2 protein-coding genes are annotated in these 19,810 nt (G+C 41.9%); both read right to left on the bottom strand.

Annotated features, from left to right (window positions below; translation table 11 throughout):
* Positions 1-14: 14 nt before the first annotated feature.
* Positions 15-17,183, bottom strand: a complete 17,169-nt coding sequence (locus tag R3X28_RS01955) for a T9SS type B sorting domain-containing protein (RefSeq protein WP_317661997.1) — start codon at positions 17,181-17,183, stop codon at positions 15-17.
* A 431-nt stretch (positions 17,184-17,614) separates the two neighbouring features.
* Positions 17,615-19,801 carry a type IX secretion system membrane protein PorP/SprF gene (locus R3X28_RS01950; protein WP_317661996.1) on the bottom strand — a complete coding sequence of 729 codons (2,187 nt, stop codon included), beginning with the start codon at positions 19,799-19,801 and terminating at the stop codon, positions 17,615-17,617.
* Positions 19,802-19,810: the final 9 nt, after the last annotated feature.

The following is a 19,810-nucleotide window of genomic DNA, read 5'->3' as shown; positions in this document are numbered from 1 at the left end:
GTATTAGGTTAAGTTTAGCGATATAGGGTAAAGTGACCAATAAATTCTCGATCGTCTGATTCTCCTTGTAGTTTAATTATGTACCAGTAATCACCAGTTGGTAGTTCGGCACCATGATATATACCATCCCATCCGTTTTTACTTACTACATTGTCTTCAACTACTCTACCATAACGATCATAAATTTTAATTAGTATCTCTGGATAAGCCTCAATATTATCGGGTATCCATTTATCATTTTCTCCATCACCATTAGGCGTAAAGAAGTTTGGAATTTCAATATCTATGAATTCCATGGCAATATTGGCTATGACCTCACAACCGTTCCCATCAACGACCCTAACTACATAAGTATCAGTTCTATTGATGATGTATGTGTTATCGTCACCATTGTCCTTATCTCCGAAGTAGAACGTGTATTCACCGCTTCCTCCCGTGGCAATTGCTGTTATTTCGTTGATGTTGTTGTTTTCCAATACCAAGGTCAATGGTTCAAATCCTTGAATTTCAAATTCGACGGTATTTACACAACCATTACTATGGGCAATGGTCAATGAATGTGTTCCAGGTGCCAAATTGCTATAGTCAGGGGTCAATTGCATATCAGCTGGATCAGTTGAATCCAATGCATATAATACATCACCGGCAATGGAAGGATCTTCCAAGGTTACTACAATATAATTGTTTGGGGTATCACCGGTACATTCATATATAGGTTCAACAGTGGCATTAAGGTTTTCACCTGCGCCAACCTCAACAATGATATTGTCCTCACAACCATTGGCATCCCTAACGAATAGCAAGTAACTACCTGCAGCGACATCTGTAAAATCGAACTGGTCTTGTACAAAGTTCGATTTATCATTTAGACTGGTGCTATATGGGGCAGTACCTCCTGTTATCGATACGGAAATTGTTCCGTTGGCTTCACCTACACAAATCTCTGGAGTTGAAGTGCCTGAAACTTGTAACATTTCCGGTTGGCCTATAGTGTATTCCAAGACTTCGAAACATCCGTTCATATCTTGGGCAATAACCGTATAGTCACCAGGTGCCAAATCGGTAAAGGTGTTTTCCGTGTCGAATTGGTTAAGGTTAGGGGAAATCGCATATTGATATCCACCTGAACCACCCGAAAGGGTAACGGTAATACTACCATTGGTATCACTGAAACAACTGACATCTACAACCTCTTCGGTATAGGTCAACGGTTCTGGTTGGGTAATAATAACTTCCTCTGCCGGAGTGGTACAATCCTCACTGGTTACATTCACGTAATAGGTACCTGCCGGAAGTCCAGTGAACTTACCGGAACCTTGAGGACCGGCTACGCGTGTTGCAATGCTCAAGGATGCATCGGTATACAATTCATACTGATAGTTACCTAAACCACCTGTTGCACTGGCATAGATGATCGCCGTAGCCTCACCATTACAATTGATCACAGCGGCTGACGTGTCTACGGTCAACGCAAGGGGTACAATCGCTGTTTCAGTTATGGCATTGGAACGTACAGATTCACAAGCACCTCCTAGATCACGTACATAGTACTGGTGTGATCCCGAGCCTAGCATACCACTTTCCGGTAAAGGCATTGGATTGCTGGTCATAGGACTAAAAGTAATATTATCCAAGCTGTACTCATAAACACCGCTTCCGCCTGTGGCACTTAATTCGAATTCTACTCCCGTTGCACAGGTCAAAGGATCGGTACGGATCAATGTTGCTTCAATAAGGGTAGGCTCTGTAATGGTAACCTGATTGGTTTCCACATCACAGTTCCATCCATCGGAAACAGTAATACTATAGATACCTGCGCCTAGATCTGTGAAATCACTGCTACTTTGCTGTCCCGAAGTAAATTCAATAGTCGTACCTGAAGCATCGTAATAGTTCAATTGGTATTCATAGTTTCCACTTCCGTTCAATACATTCACAGCGGAAACGCTCCCCGTGGTATCGCCATAGCATGTTAATGCAGTGCTTAACGGAGTGGCATTTGCTGTTACTGGTGTTGGCATATCCAATAAAACCGGATACGCATTTGTAATGGAACAACCTCCTGCATCTACTATGGTAACGCTATAGTCACCAGCAGACAGGCCTGAGAATATTGCACCGGTTACATCATTCAAAGTACCGGAGGAATCCCCTGTTGTGGTATTGGTCAAGGTAATATCATAAGGAGCTATTCCTCCTGTAGGGTTCACCCTTACTTCCCCTTGATCATCGGTACATTCAACCCCATTAAGAACAGTTGTTGTCTCGGTCAACGCCATATCGGGCGATGAAATGGTAACAATATTCGTTTCATCAGAACATAAAGGAGCAGCGGTTTCGGTAACCGTTATATAATAGTTACCACCTGAAAGTCCGGTAATCATTCTTGGATTTACACTTGTATCAGTACTTACCGAAGATCCAATAGGGTTATCGTTACTATCAAAGACTTGATAATCGTAAGTTCCTGCATAGCCATCAATAGTTAATTCTATTGAACCATTGCCATCACCAAAACAAATAACCGGATCTATAGAAACTGCGGTTACCTCGATCAAATCATAAGGCGCTATCTCATAAGGCAGTGTATCAACATAACATCCGGTTGTTGTATCCGTAATACGGAACGTATAACTACCTACGGCAGTCAGATCAAACTGTGTTGTTGTATTCAATGCTGTTGCCACTTCAGTGCCGTTAGGGTTTCCTATTGGCAACAATTCATAAGTATATGTATTGGCCACATCACCATTGTCATTCACGGTTATCAACACTTGTTCAGGTCCTGCACAAGAAATATCGGTAATTGTGCTAACCGTAGCAGTAAATGTGTTCAATGGTTCAATGGTCACTAATGCCGTATCCGTACAACCATTATCATCTTTTATGGTTACCGTAATGGTCTGTGTAGAACCAGTATCCAATATGGTAAAAGTATTCGAAGTAAAGAAATTGGTACCATCAATACTGAAGGTATAAGGTGCTGTACCATCTATACCGGTTGCAGTAATAACTGAACTCGATGCCGTATTATTAGGATTACAGGCAAAATCAGTTGCTGTTGCGGTTACATCAACGGCAAGAGGTTCATCAATTACCACCTGTTGTGTATCTGAACATGCTTTGCCGGAACTTACCGTAATATCATAGGTTCCCTGGGGCAAACCAGTGAATAAGTTACTGGTCTGTACCGTTGGTGGGTTCGTTCCATCATCCAAAGTATAGGTATACGGTGGATTATCATTGGAAGGAGCAAGGATTATCTCGATTGATCCGTCAGCACCTCCATTACAGGAAACATCTTCTTTGTTCCAAGTAAATACAACTGGTGTAGGTGTTTCAAGGGTAATTGGGGCTTGTGCATCACAACCTGAAGCACTGGTATCATAAACTAAAGCTGTATAAGTACCAGGGGCAAGTGAGTTAAAGACATTGGATGCCTGTCTAACTCCACCTGTCAGACTTGTACCACCATTATCTAAAAGGTCATATTCATAATTTAGGGACCCGCCAGTTCCTGTAATAGTAATTACACCATCATTAAGGGCACAACTAGGCTGTACTGTTGCAGCAGGTGTTAAACCAAGTGGCGGTAAAATCTCTATGGTATCGGTTCCTGTACATCCGTTGGCATCCCTTACGGTAACGGTATAAGTTCCAGGTGCAGTTACAGTGAATGTATCGCTAGACTGATATCCGTTTCCAATACTGTATTCAAGTGGTGCAATTCCAGCACTACCAATTACGGTAAATGTATAGGATGTTCCGTTGGAGGTACATTGGTCAGTTGCATAAGGAGGTGCCGTTACCGTAGGCATAGGATCTTCATCTACGTTTATGGTTATCATATCGGTACAACCTCTAGAATCCTGTACATATACGTCATAAGCTGCAGGATATGAGGCTGGCGTTAGAATGGCGCTTGCATTTGAGGTGTACAATCCTGTTGGTGAGGTAGTCGTTGGGACAAATGCATAGGTATATCCTGGAGTTCCTCCTGTCGCTTGTACACTTACTTGGGCACCAATAATACAATTCGCGTTGATATTGCTTAGCTCAACAAGATGAACAGCAGCATCAGGTGATCCTATGGTAATGGTGTTCGATGTAGCCGGACAGAACGGGGTATCCGTTGCAGTAAGAACCACATAGAAGTTTCCTGCGGGCAATCCAGCTATGCTTAAGATACCTGGAGCTACACCCGTATTGGTAATTAAAGTTGATGTTCCATCACTGTTGAAGACCTCATACGAATAGTTTCCATTATAGTTAGTAACATTGATTTCCATAACCCCATCATTGTCCCCGAAGCAAGTCACTGGAGAAACAGGAGTTGCGACAACCTCAATAAGGTCGTAAGGAGCAATAGTATATGGAGCAGTGGTGAAATAACAACCGGTCACATTATCGGTTACCCTGAAGGTATAATCCCCTGGGGTTGTCAACGTAAAGTCGGCAGAATAGTTTCCTGCTCCTGGCGTTTGCACTGGCGCACTACCTGTTGGTAACAATTCAAAAGTGAAATCACCTGAACCACCGGTAACTGTCACTCGTGCAACTTCATCATTGGCACAAGTTATAGCCGTTTGTTGGCTAACGGTAACATCGGTTATGGTTGGTAATGGGTTTATGGTAACCGTATCGAAATCAGAACAACCATTGGCATCCCTTACGGTTGCCGTAATCGTTTGTGTTGCTCCCGTATCAATTAGATTGAAGGTATTTGTTGTAAAGAAATTTGCTCCATCAATGCTATACGTATAAGGAGCAGTTCCCGTAGTTGGTACGTCTATGGTCAATACTGAAACATTGACCGTGTTATCTGGAGCACAGGCAAAATCCGTGGCACTTGCAGTGATAACCAATTCCGTAGGTTCATCAATGGTAATACTGTCAGTAGCTATACAACCTCTTTCCGAGGTAACTGTAATAGCGTAAGTTCCTTGGTCAAGACCTGTGAAACTACCGGTATTATTTGTGATAGCGGGATCTGAACCATTATCTATTGTATAGGAATACGGTGGATTATCATTTACCCCTGTTGAAGGAGTAACCAAACTAACCGTAATCGTTCCATTGGCAGCACCGAAACAGGTAATATCTGTTTTCTGGGTGGTGTTCAGGGTAACTGGGGTTGGTTCTTCCAAAGAAATTGGAACATCAACACTACAGTTAGGGGTTCCTAATGTATCATCGGTAACCCTTACGATATAGTCACCAAAAGCAACTCCCGTAAATTGGTTTCCTGTTGCGGCTATTCCGGTCGTGGTTAAATCCGAGCGTAACAATTCGGCGGTAAACGAACCAGAGCCACCATTTACGGTAAATTCGATTACACCATCGTTAGTAGTACATGTTGGTTGGGAAACCACCATAGCGTTTGCTGTTAATTCAGCATCAATGGTAATAGCTTCAGTTTCACTACAGTTATTGGCATCCCTGATCTCTATGGAATACACATCTGCGGTGAGACCTGTATAGGTATAAGGGAAACTGGCAATGCTTTGGAAAGCACTTCCATTGATACTCATGGTATATGGTGCTACCCCTGTATTTATGGCATCCAATGAAACGATGATACCGAAATCCCCTTCATCGGCACAAGCATCAACTATGGCTAGTGAAATGTCTGGTGTTGTATCTGTGGCGACGGTTATGGCATAAGGAACTGCAATGACACAACCATTGGCATCTTGGACATATATATCCCAATTTAAACTTGTAGTAGGATCCAATTCCACGGTGTTGTCAAAAGGATAAACACCAGGGTCACCGGCTCCACTTATGGCCGCACCATATGAATATGGAGCGGTACCACCTGTTGCTTGCATAGTAACAATAGCGTTGGTTTCGTTACAATTGGCATTTATATTACCAAGTAAGTTCAACACTAATGGCTCTGGGGCATCGATGGTTACACTATTCGAAGTGGCAACACATTCAGGATAAGCGGTTTCGGTAATCTGTACGGTATAGGTACCTGCGTCTAGCGTTGAGGATGCTGTAAAAGTATATGGGTCTGCAAGGGCAGTATCCGTACCGGAAGCACCAACTACAGGAGCACCGGTATTATCCAATACTTGATAGTTGAACGTTCCTGTGTAACCTGTTAGGGTAACACTTATTTCCCCATCAAAACTATCACTACAAGTAGCATCCGATACCATGGTAGCTGTAACATCGATTAGGTTATAGGGAGCAATGATATGTTCAACGATGACCGAACAGTTTGTTACGGTATCCGTGATTTCGTAAACATAGGTTCCAGGAGCAGTCAATACAATATTTGTGGGATCTGCCACTGGGTTACCACTTGGAAGTTCCGCATACGTATAGGTACCTGAACCATTTGATGGTACAAGTTCTATTATTTCCGCTCCATTGGAACAATCAATAACCTGTGTTTGGTTGATTGAAGCCATAACTTCCTGCATGGCCGGAATAACAACTACTTCAGTATCCGAACAACCATTGGCATCCCTTACGACAACATTTACATCGGGCGATCCAAAAGGTACCTGGTAGGTATTTCCTGCTTGGAAATTAAGACCATTATCAAAGCTATAGACATAAGGTCCTGTTCCCGATGGATTTCCAGGAGTGGCATCATTGATTGTTACGGTAATCGTACTGGCCGTATCATTACAACTAAAGGCTGAAGCCGAAGCGGAAATATCCAATTGGGTAGGTTCATCTACATCAATTGATTTAACATCCTCACAACCTTTGGCTGAGATTACGGTTACATTGTAGGTCCCTTGTGAAAGTCCGGTAAAGACATTGGAAGGCTGTGTTGTTGTACCTCCATCCAAACTATATTCATAAGGAACATCGATGTTTCCGGCATCCAATGTTACGGTTATGCTACCATTGGTTCCTCCAAAACAACTTACATCGGTAGCGGCCAAAGTAAATGTTGGATTTACAGGAGCTGGTAACGTTATAGTTACTGGGGTAGTACAATGGGTAGTGGTATCCTCCACTTCAAACGTATAAGCGATGGAATGTGTTAGTCCGGTAAATACGCCTGAAACCTGGGTAGGTCCTGCAGGGGTAATCTGGGTGTAACTATAATTGCCTGAACCTCCATTTGCGGTAATTGTTACCTCACCGGAATTGGCAGGGTCACAGTTGTCGGCAGCCGTGATGTTCGCACTTAGATCCAAAGGAGGATAAATAGTGATATTCTCAGTTTCTCCACAACCATTGACATCGGATATGGTGAAGGTGTGGTTACCAGAACTCAAATTGGATATCGTCATGGTATCTCCAACCAAACTCAAACTACTTGCTTGAGGTGCAGCACCATCTACACTGATGGTATAAGGAGACATACCAACCGCATCCAAGGTGATATCAACATCAAAGGCACCTTCATTGGCCGTACATAGATTAGTGGAAGCTACGCTTATTAATGGGGAAGGATCGGTAATAACCGTTACAGCATCTGATTGAATACAATTATTGGCATCCTTTATATACACAATGTAATCACCACTTTCAACATTGAAGGTATTTGTGCTATTTCCGACCCAAGTTGAAACGGTTGGGGCAGGATCTGTTGATAGAGTAAGTTGATATTCATAAGGTGCCGTACCATATTGGCCTACAGCCGAAATTTGACCGGCATTCACATTACAATTATCATCTTGGTCAACTGTTGCATCTACTTCAAGTAAATTGGTAGACTCAGTAATGGTAAATTGATCCGAAGTTACCGTACAACCATTGTATGCTCCACCTACTTCAGAAAAAAGAATATAATAGACCCCTCTTGGTAATGGGCCTAAGTTCAAGATTGAAACACCTGTACCAACTGCAGGTGGATTTACATTGGCAGATGCGGAAATACCGGTAGTGATATTCGATTGTGCATTGAATATCTCATAATTTACAGAGGTAGCTCCAGCGTCATAATTATCGAAAGTAAAACTTACGTTTCCGTTTGCACTTCCCGTACATGTTATATTGGAAACAACATCTAAATTAGAAGTAAGTCCGGAAGGTGAGTCTATAGGTGCCGTAGCACTTTCAAAATAATCACAATGTGTTGTATTGTCATGAACTACAAAGGTATAGGTTATACCGGGGGTTAAATTTGTAAAGGTTCTTGTTGGTCCGCCAGGTGTATCTGGTGGATAAAAAGTTGAGGCATATGGGGCACTAAAACTATCTAATATCCCGAATGTATAATCAGTTCCTAAAATTGCTGTACTAACGGTAACTATTGCCGTACCTCCTGTAGAGCAATCAGCGGTTAACGCTGAGACATCAATATCCAGATCATCCGGTGGGGATGCGATAATATTCGTTGTTACTAAAGAACATCCATTTGAATCTACCACATCTACCTCGTATATACCGAATTCTAGAATAGCGAATGTATGGTCCTCACCACCTGCGGTAGTTACATAGTTTGCCGAGTATCCGTTATTCCCAGTTAAGTAGTACGTATATTCCGCAGTACCTCCTGTTAAGTTTTCCACGGTAATGGAACCTGGGTCTGTTCCCAGTGCCGTGTTACAGGTAATTGGCACAAGATTAATATCATAATTTATTGGATCTGGCTCCAATATGATTATGGTTTTCATATCCGTACAAGATTTGGAATCGGTTACGGTTACTTCATATGTACCTGATGGTAATCCAGCTGTTTGTGCTCCATAGTTGGTTCCTGTAGTGGTGTTGAGTACTGAAATAGTAAAAGGTGCCGTTCCTTGGGTGTTATCCAAATTAACATTAATCGTAGCTCCGGAATCCCCATTACATAGAATATCCACGGTCTGTACCAGAGATGTAATTACGGGATATACAATAGGGCTTACTACCGTTTGTGTTATTACGGTACATCCGTTATTATCTGTAATTCTAAAGTCATATGTTCCATCGACACTTGCAGAATATGTAAAACTATTACCTACAATGGCAACAGGCGCCGACCAAGACACCCCACTATTTGTACTTACTTCATAGGAAGCATAGGGTAAATATCCATTGGTGATAGTAACATCAATTTCAGCATCTGGAGAAACCGTACAATCCAATCCTTTGGTTAAGATAGAAGTTGCAGCCAATTGAGGCTCGATAAGGATACCGTTAAGCGCATTCGACACACAACCATAGGCATCTGTAACTTGAATATCATATGTGCCTGGAGTAAGGTTCGCTATGGTAAATGGATTACCAACGACAGCTGTTTGTGCCCCACCGTTCATGGTATAGGTGTAAGGAGCGACTCCATCGGTAATACTTACTACCAATGACGCTTGGTCAGTACCATCATAGCAATAATCCGTTGCTGGTTCCAACGTAATTGTCGGGGTTTCAGCAGGGTCTAAGGTAATGGGTTTGTCAACGATACATCCACCTGCATCACGTACATAAATATTGTAGGTACCTGCGGGTACATTGGTAAATGTATTTGAACTTTGGTAGGCATACACTATGGCAGGACCAACCGTATTTTCCAATTGATATTCATAACTTCCCCATCCATCTGTGGCTGTAACGGTAATACTTCCATTTTGGATACAGGTAATAGGTGTATTGGTAAAAGTGAAATCCAACGCAGCTGGCGGATTTTCGATAACCATGCTGGTCGTTGCGGAACAGTTGGTCGTATCATCCGTAATGGTTACCGTATACGTATCAGCTGGATAACCAGAAACAGGAATAGGAGTAATTGTATTCACTGTATTATCCGATAGTATAACAGTGGATGCACTGTTTTCAACCGTATAACTATAGGTAGTTGCAAAATCACTGACAGTAAAGGTAAATGCACCATCAGTAGCACCAAAACAACTTACGTTATTGGTTAATTGGGATATAGCCGTTACTTGGGGTATATCGACCACGGTATAGCTTTCTTCCAATTCACATCCTTTGGCATCGGTTACCTTGAAGGTATATGTTCCAGGAACCAAACTGGTAAACACCCCTGTTGTTGCCCCTGTTATATTGGTAGTTGCAGCAGCGGGAGCCGTGATTTCATAATTAAATGGTGCATTGCCGTCAATAACGGTAATTGTTACATCCGAATTTATGGAAGGACAGGTTGGTGCCGTGGCAACAAATGTCATATCTGTTGGTGGGTCCAGCGGATCTATTACAACAGCAGGGGTATTTGCTATACAACCATTGACATCTTTTACGGTAATGGTATAAGTGCCTGCTGTAATTCCTGTATTGAAAGTATCCGATACTTGGAAGTTGATACCATCCAAACTATAGGTGTATCCTGGAGTTCCTCCAGAGGAATTTATAACTTGTAAGGTTGCTGAGGTATTGATACATGTATAATCCTGAATAACGTCAATGGTTCCTGGCACAAGGGCCGGTGGCGCAAATAATTCTACGCTATCATTGGTTACACAGCCTTTGGCATCGGTAACCGTATAATTGTAGGTGCCTGCAGCCAAACCGGCATAGGTGGTTTGTGTTGAAGGGGCACTACCATTGAATACGATCTGATAAGGTGCTGTACCTCCGGTAATATTTAAGGTTACACTACCATCCGCACTTGTAGTACATAATGGGTTGGCAACGACCTCAACAACGTTAGGCGGATTATTGGCTGTTATTACCACCTGATTTGTGGTCACGGTACAACTTTCCGTATCAGTGATTATAAATTCATATGTACCGGCCGTGGTGGTGGTATATGAGAACGGATTGGAAGGAACAGCTGTACTGGCTTGTACAGAGCTACCATCCCGTAGTACTTCATAATTGAACGTTGGATTTCCATCACTGATGGAAATGCTAATTTCTGCATCCGGTGTTGCGCTACAATCAAGATCTTTGACCAAGTTAGCAGAAGCTGCCAAGGTTGGGAATACATCGATAGTGGCTGATGCAGAACAGTTTTTACTATCTATTACTTCAACGGTATGGCTTCCAGGTGCCAAACCAGTAAAATCAGCTTCACTTTGGTACGCTCCGCCATTCAATCTATATTGAAATGGAGCCGTTCCGCCTGAAGTAACATTAGCGGTCAATATAAGTCCTGTAGTGCTGTCATAACAAAGACTGTTCGCACTAACGCTCAATACTGGGGCAATGGCTGGATTTAATGTAAAACTATCGGTAATCGTACATCCATTGGCATCGGTAACATTCACCGTATAGGCCGCGGAAGTATCTGTAAGCCCGTTAAGGATTCCTGTGGAATTCGTTGTGTGTACCGAACTTGGGTCAATGAATTCATAAGAATAATTGCCCCATCCTCCCGAAACATTAACGGTAACCGAACCAGAATCCAAGCATGTTGGGTCTGTAGGTACAATACTGTCGATGACCAATGCCGATGGTGGATCATTCACCGTTACCATTGTGGTGCTGGTACAATTCGTTGTTTCGTCTGTAACTATAATCGTGTAATCACGCGCGGTCAGGCCGGTTTGATTGATTGTTGCAATTGTTTGACCTGTTACCGGTGTACCACCATTAATTGTGTATTGGTACGATGTGGTAAAGCCACTTACGGTAAAGTCTATCGCACCGTCAGCTGCTCCCATACAGGAAACATTGTTGACCAATACCCCTACAACATCAATTGGGGTAACTGGGTTTATCGTATAATTTTCGTTATAGGTACAACCGTTGGCATCAGTGACCAAGAAGGTGTAGGTATCTGGAGCAAGTCCGGCAAAAACACCAGTAGTTGCACCTGAAATATTTGTGGTTGCAGCCGCTGGAGCTGTAATTTCATAAGCAATTGCTCCTGTACCCCCTGTTACTGTAAGGGTAACGTCGGAAGTTTCCGTAGGGCAATTTGGAGGTGTGGCAACAAAGGATATATCGGTTGGGGGATCCAATGGCAATATCGTGACCACATTCGTAACGAAGGTGCACAAGTTGGCATCCCTTACGGTAATGGTATAGGTACCATCGGTAAGTCCGGTAAAGGTATCCGAAGGCACAAAATTAATACCATCGATACTGTACATGTAACCAGGGGTTCCACCGGAAACATTTTGAGCTTGAATAGTACCTGTTTGCAAGCAAGTATAGGATTGTGTCAATACTGCATCCGCAGTTATGGAGTCAGGAGCTGTTAAGGTGACACTTCCGCTGAAAGTACATCCTTTGCTGTCCTGTACAATGTAATTATAGGTACCTGCAGCCAGTCCTGTGTAAAGCGTTTGCGATGAAAGTCCCCCACCATTAAAATCAACCTGATAAGGTGCTGTTCCAATGTTGGAATCGATAACCACTTCAACGCTTCCGTCTGCAAGTCCATTACAAGTTGGATTGGCTGGGTTCGTTGTTGCTGTTGGATTTGTAATAGGGTCTATGACTACTGTTGTTTCCGCTGTACAACCTTCGCTATCGGTTATCAAGAAGGTATAGGAACCATCCACAGCAGTTGTATAGGTAAATGTATTACCTGTAACTGGGATGCTTGCGCCGCCATTTACTTGATATGAAAAAGTGGAATAACCACCATTTATGGTAACATCAATGACTGCATCCGGTGAGGTCGTGCAATCCAATTCTTTGGTAAGAACTGGGGAAACCGATAATTGTGGTTCTATTATTACCGTATTGGAGGTGGCAGTACATCCATAAGCATCGGTAACTACAACCGTATAAGAGCCCGGTGTCAAGTTATTGAATACATTTCCGGTCTGCGTTGGCCCTCCGTTCAAACTATAAGAATAGGGAGCAACTCCGTTTGTTGTTGTTGCAATTAGGCTTACTCCACTCGCTGGATCAAAACAAAGGTCCGTAGTGGCGTCAAGTGATATCGTTGGGTTAGTTGGTGTGTCAATGGTAAAAGTATCCGTTACAACGCATCCTCCGGCGTCTGTTACTTGAATAGTATGTATTCCGGTTTGATTAAGTCCGGAAAATACATTACTGGATTGTGGACCAAGGACAACGGCATCGGGTTGTGTAATTTCATAGGAATAGCCGCCCCAACCATCGGTTGCTGTGATGGTTACTGAACCATCTGCCGTACAAGCCAGTGGGGTAACATTAAAAGTAAAAGCCAATGAATCCGTTGGTTCGTTTACGGTTATGGTCTGTGTGTCGGTACAGTTGGTTACCTCATCGGTGACGATAATGGTATAATCGCCTGCAGAAAGCCCCGTAAGGTTAATAGTGTTTGCAGTTTGTGCAGTTATTGAAGTGGCACCGTCAATGCTGTAAGAGTAGCTGCTTGAAAAACCATTTACGGTAAAGTCAACAGCCCCTTCTGAAGCCCCTACACAGGTAACATTATTGACCAAGGTGCCTGCAACCGTAATTGGTGATACAGGAGTAATGGTAAAGTCTTCTGTGTACGTACATCCTTTGTTGTCAGTGACCCTAAAGGTATACGTACCTGGTGCAAGTCCGTCAAAACCAGCTGTCGTTCCGGATGTGGAAGTAGCAGCTATGGATGAAGGAGCAATAATATCAAAAACATAAGGTGTATTCCCGTCTATTACGGTAACGGTAACATCTGAAGTCTGGGTAGGACAATTCGGGGCCGTAGCGGTAAATGTCAGGTCGCTAGGCTCATTTAGAGGTTCTATCGTAATGGCAGGGGTTGCGAACGTACATCCATTGGCATCCCTAACCGTGATGGTATAGGTGCCATTGGTCAAATTCTCAAACCTATGGGCGTTTGGAGTTGTATCGGGAATAAATGTAACACCGTCAATACTGTAGGAATAAGGCGCGGTTCCCCCAGTTACGTTCTGGGCTTCGATAATGGCATCTTGTAAACAAGTATAATCTTGAACTATAGCGCTAATAGCATTCAATGCAGCTGTTGGTGAACCAATGGTAATATCCTCGGTATAATCGCATGAGGCAGTACCAAAAGTTTGATTGATACGAACCGAATAATTACCGGCAGCCAATCCCGTAAAATTGCCGGAATTGTTGGAGCTTATTGGGGTATCGGTATCATCACTCAAGAAATAGGTTATAGCGTAACCATGGTCATCAGTTAAATTGAATTGGATTTCACCTGTTGTGTCACCGAAACATTGTACATCGGTAATGGTAACAGGGTCATATTCAGCAGCTGGCCGTAGTTCAATCGAAACCATATTAGAGAAAACCGGGCAGTTATTGTCGTCAACTACAACAAAAGTGTAATCGCCAGGAGCGAGTACTTCGAAAGTGGTATTGGTTTGGAATTCGGTTGACGGAATATCATTTATCGTTGCGTATGAAGTTACTGTTGTTCCGCTTTCATTCACATATTCCCAAATAGCGTATACATGAGGGGCTTGTCCACCTGTTGATTCCATAAGTATGGTTCCTGGATCACAAGTAATGGCTTGAAGTACCCGGGCATCCAAGTTCAGATCATTTTCATCGATAATCGTGATTTGTTCGCTGTAGCTACATCCGTCATCGGTACGAACAACAGCAATGTAATCACCTGGATTAAGACCTGTAAAGGTGAAATTATTGTTGGTTTGGGCAGATTCGCTATCTACCAAGGTTCCTTGACCGCTATTTGAACCATCATCCAATCGAATTTCATATTCATAGTTGGCATCGGCATTGGTAACCCGAATGGTCGCCGTTCCTAGAACGGTACAGTTCGCGGGGGTAACCTCTACTTCATATTGTACATCCCTTTCAACAATACCGATAACCGGCGTTTCGAATATACAAGCATCATCAATTGGGTCTCCGGCATTGTCCAATTGTGTTACCTGTACCCTATAAGCACCGTTTTCCCCAGTTCCAAAATCGAAACTAGGACCATTGTTGGCACTAAAAGGAATTAAGATGTTACCAGTAGCATCATCAACCAATTGATACCCATAACCCGCACCTAGATTGGTGATGGTTATATTACCTGGAGTGGTACAAATGATGTCGTTGTTGGTGTATTCTATATCCAATGTATTTTGGAATACGTTGAAGTAAAAACGACTGGTACATCCATTTTGGTAGGTTACCGACAAACGATATTTACCTTCACTAGTTACGAGATAATTATTTCCTGTTCCTTCCGGGCTCCAAGTACAACTAAGGTTTTTATTGGCACAGTCATCGCCGGCATCGCTACAACTACCTTCGTCCAGTTTTTCCCAAACAATGCTCTGGGCATCTAGAATGTTTACTTGTATTTGTCTTGTATCCCCTACTCCACAAAGGAATAATTTTGGAAGTAGATCATTATCAACACTACATTGCACAATTTCCCCGGCCAGGTCATTGGAAGGGTCGGTATCACTATTTACGGAATTGAAATATTCAATTACCGGGTTAGGAATAGTGCCAGAGCCATAAGGTACAACGGTGATTATTTCTTTAAAGCCTTTACAGGGATCGGTTGCTATTTTATCAACTATGTACGTCCCAACCTCAGTTACCGACATGGTACTCGGGTCGTTATCTGGATCACCATCGGTAATTACGGTATCCGTAGAATCAAAAAGGTTGTTCCCGTTATCGTCCCTTACCCACACATAACCATCAAAGTTATCACCGGCATCTAGGATAGCCTCTGTACCACAAAGCTCAACGGTACGGGAGAAATTACAATCGGAAAGATCATCCAATAAAAAGTTGGTAGCTCCTGGGACAACAAATCCACAAGCATCAAAATCCGTGACACTGGGGTCATCGGTAATTTGGGCCGTATTTTCCACTCCATGATAGGTAGAGTAAGCTAAATTCTGGATTAGGTCGGAACAGGCGTCGACAAAATCGAAACAGTTTTCGGCCACTTTTACCCGCATACGAATGGAATAAGGGGTTAAGCCTTGCTCCACTAGGTTATTTGGAATAGAAAATTCCACGGTATGGGTTATGGTATCATAGGTGTAAGTTACGCCTGTAGGGAGAACAAAATCGGAATCTACAAAATCAACACCATTGGGTGGCGAAACGTTTACAGGAAGAACATCCCTGATTACATAACCATCTACATCATCATTACCGATATTCTGAAAAGAAAGCACATAGTCCAACGTTTGTCCCAAATGCACTCCTTGTCCCGTAATATCAACACCTCCAGGGGTGTTTACTTTCTTCTCCAATACAATATTAGGTTCAATAATCTCAACATCAAAAGAGGTGAAGAATACATCGTATTTGTCTTGGGTAGAGCTAAGCCTTAACGTTGCACTTGTGGCATCGTTGGGTATAACATTATTATTAGGTCTATTGGTAACCGGGAATAAATCTACGTCCCAACCTAGAGTGTTTATACTGTTCGGATTCCGGGTCATTACAATATCCGGATCAATGGTAATGTTCGAATTGAAAAAGTTGTTAGCCGGATTTTGTGTGCTATTAAGGGCGCTAAAAGAACCATTTGCGTTGATTTCCAAACCATCACCACGAATCTGATTATCCCCCTCAAGGGCAGCGATACCGATGTTGGCATTTACATTAAAAGGTGCCGGAAGGGTTGTAAAACCACTGATAGGGATATCTACATCCGGGGCTGCTGAGGCAATCCCGGCATACCCATCAAAAGTCGTAATGAATTTACTACCGGGCAGGTTTGGGTTTTCATAAACGATTACCAAGTTCCAACCACCGGAAACACCTCCGGAAATACTACTTCCAGAGCTGGCAAGTACATTGGCAACGAAATATTCCCCATCGGGATTAGCAAGCCCGGAAACAATCGAAGTTACATCTTTATAACAGGCATACGGACTATAATAACCGAAATCGGTATCACCGGCCCCGTCAAAAAGAATTTCATCTGCGGTGATATCTTGATAAGTACCACCTGGCACTTGGAATTTTATATTATCGATATTGCTTCTATCCGAATTCACGTAAACGGCGGACCAATATAAACCTGCATAGCGCACAAGTGAGCAACCTTCATCGGGTATATCCAAAGTGGCACTACTAGAGCTGAAAGTACTGGGGTCGCTATCAACATCAATATATTGCATGTTGAGGTTATCGTTTGCTTCGGATGAATTTCCGGTTAGATTATAAGGCGTATTAGGACTTATTGTGTCTGGAATCCAATTAGCTTGAGGGTTCCATATCCACCACCATCCCCATCTTTCCCAAGCACCTTCCCAATGGGGGTCTACCTGTCTGTTAACAATGTTATTGCCAACAAAGGTGATTTCACCTCGTATATCCGCTTCGTAACGAACATCAAAATCGTTTTTAACTTGAGAAAATGATGTATAGATACCTAAAAAGAGAAAAAATGCTAATAACGGTATTCTGGGCGACTTTATTTTCATTAGGTCAGTAAGTTTGGTTCTAACGGTATTCAGTTGAGTCTAGATTTCAGTAGTTCCAAATGTTCCGAAAATGGATCACCGAAAACTACCACTAACAAATATTACCCTTAATAGTGAGCCCTAAAATTTAATGTTGTAGTTCAATGGTTTTATGTTGTGAAACGCTAATTGCCCAAGGTTAATAAATTCGTTAACCGTTGGATTACAAACGATTTGCCTTCTTGTAGGAAAAGTTTTTTGGGAATACCCCAAATAGGCCAGAGTAAAATTTATTGGTAAATACAGATAGTAGAATGGAAATTTCCTAAAAAGAAAATCTAAAGAATTATTGAAGTTGGTGTTTCTAAAAATAGGATGCTATGGTTTGAACCTTATAGCAGTTATAATCATACTTCAATTAAACGTACTCAAAAGTTTTATTTTGTTCTGTTTTATGCTATTTGGCTTGGTGTAACACGCATGATCCACATTTTATCATCGTATGAATCATTTAACCTAGTGTAGTAAGATATAAGTGCATTATTCCATGATTGGTGTCTCTTTAGGTAAACATACCTGTAGTTATTTTCTGGATTTATAAAATAACTGGCGTGTAACCCGTATGAGTTCAATAATTTCACAAAACGTTTGGCGTTATTCGGATTGGCAAAAACATTGGCAATTAAATAGTAACCGGAATCTACCCCATTGATTATTTGGGTTTTCGGTTCCAAACCGTTCGCTGCGACCTTATCTTTAACGATTACATTTTGTTGAAGGACATCTGTATTATACCTTTCAGATTTTTCTTTGATCCTATTTGAGTTTTCAACATAGGCTTCGTTGGTATAGCGGTTATCCACATTCATGATCCATGTAACACCATCATAGGTGCCATTTACATTGTTGTTATGGGCAGCAACAGCTTCTTGCCAAGTATCATAACGTTCTAGGTATACATATTTAAGACCGTTATTGGGATTGTCGATGTAATCGGCAGAAATACCTTTTTGTTCAAGTCCTTCAATGAAACGGTCCATATATACCCCACCTTTATACACATTGGCCACAACATAGTAACCATCTTCTACTCCTTCCAAATCACGGAATTTACGGCTCTTAATGGTCTTTTTGGTAATGTTTTGTGTTGGGGTATTATTTTGAACCCTATCCTTGGCTGATTCAAGTTTTGTAGTATATTTTGTTTTGTTGGAGGCAACAGCATCTTTTGCTCTATCTGGAGTAATCGTGTTATTGAATACAGATTTTTTGTTATCTGTAGATTCAATGGTATTTACCTTATCATTGACAACTGCTATCGTTCTGTCTTTGGAGTCATTATTAGACGAATTGGTATATTTCGTATCGTCTCCCTGTACCCTACCATCATTGCTGGCGTTATTGGCTGCTATCTCTATATCCGAATCTTCACCAAGGAACATGGTTCTCGCTTTATCTTCAATATCAGGTCTATTACCGTTCGTTTCATTACGGACCATTCGCATGACCATTTCAAATCGCTTCTGAAGATCGTCTTTACGGTTGGCTTCTAAAGAATCTTGCCTAAACATCAATTCTTCTATAATTGCATCATTTTCCGCTAATTTTCTCTTAAGGTCTTCAAGATCATCCGAGCTTGCCATGGTATCTTCCCTAAAGGGCTCATCAGAATCAACAAGCTCATTGTCTTTTTCCAATAGCACACGGTCCTCGGTTAAATTAGGTGTAAATGAATAGGCAAATGATATTTCATGGGTAACTCCAAAATCATCAAAGTTGCTAGACAGACCTTTTTCCATGGTATACCCCAATGAAAGTCGTTTACTTAAGTTAAAACCAACGCCTGCAGAAGCTCCATAAAAACTATCGTAGCCACCTTGCAGCCAACCTATTTTTGGAAGGTCGAGAATAAGACTACCGCCTAGAACAACATCATCTTCCCCTACTTTCCTTGCACGGGCCAACGGCATTAAACGTCCACTTTCTAGGATACCGGTAGCGTTTTCAAACTCATGGGTATATTGTAAATGACCTGAAAAGGTCTTGTCTTTGAATTCAGTTACCGATTCACTTGTTTTAAGATTATAGTCGAAAAGGTTTTCTGCGAACAATCCGAAATCGAACTGCCCATAGGAAATATTGAAACCTGGTTGAAAGGACAAAAGATTACTATCTTGAAGTCCGGCCAAATAAGGATCTTCCTCAACCGTAGTAACACGGTTTTGATCAAAACCACTATTGTAATAGGATACATTTGCACCGAAGGTGAAATTACTTTTATCACTTAATTTAACACCATAGGCGTAATTTGCCAGAACCCCGAAGTTAGATACGGTACCTTCCCGTTGGGAATAAAGGCTTAAACCCAAACCGGTTCTGTCACTGATCCTACCACTATAACTTAAAAAGTAATTCTGATTGTTGTCATCAAATTGTACCGATTGGTTTCGGTGTAAAAGATTTATATAGGAAACATCTTCCCTAACAGTAGAAAACGTAGGGTTAATTAAGAATCGGTTATACTTCAATAAGTTCTGCGAAGGAACATCATACGTAACGAATGGTGAGTCTTCTTGGGCACTGACCTTGGTCAATACCATAAAAAGCATGAGTATATATATAAATCTATTCTTGAACATTGTATTAGT

The organism is Maribacter sp. TH_r10 (assembly GCF_033101095.1).
GTDB lineage: Bacteria > Bacteroidota > Bacteroidia > Flavobacteriales > Flavobacteriaceae > Maribacter_A > Maribacter_A luteus.
Note: the sequence above shows the minus strand (reverse complement) of the source record. Positions and strands in the feature narration are given on the sequence as shown.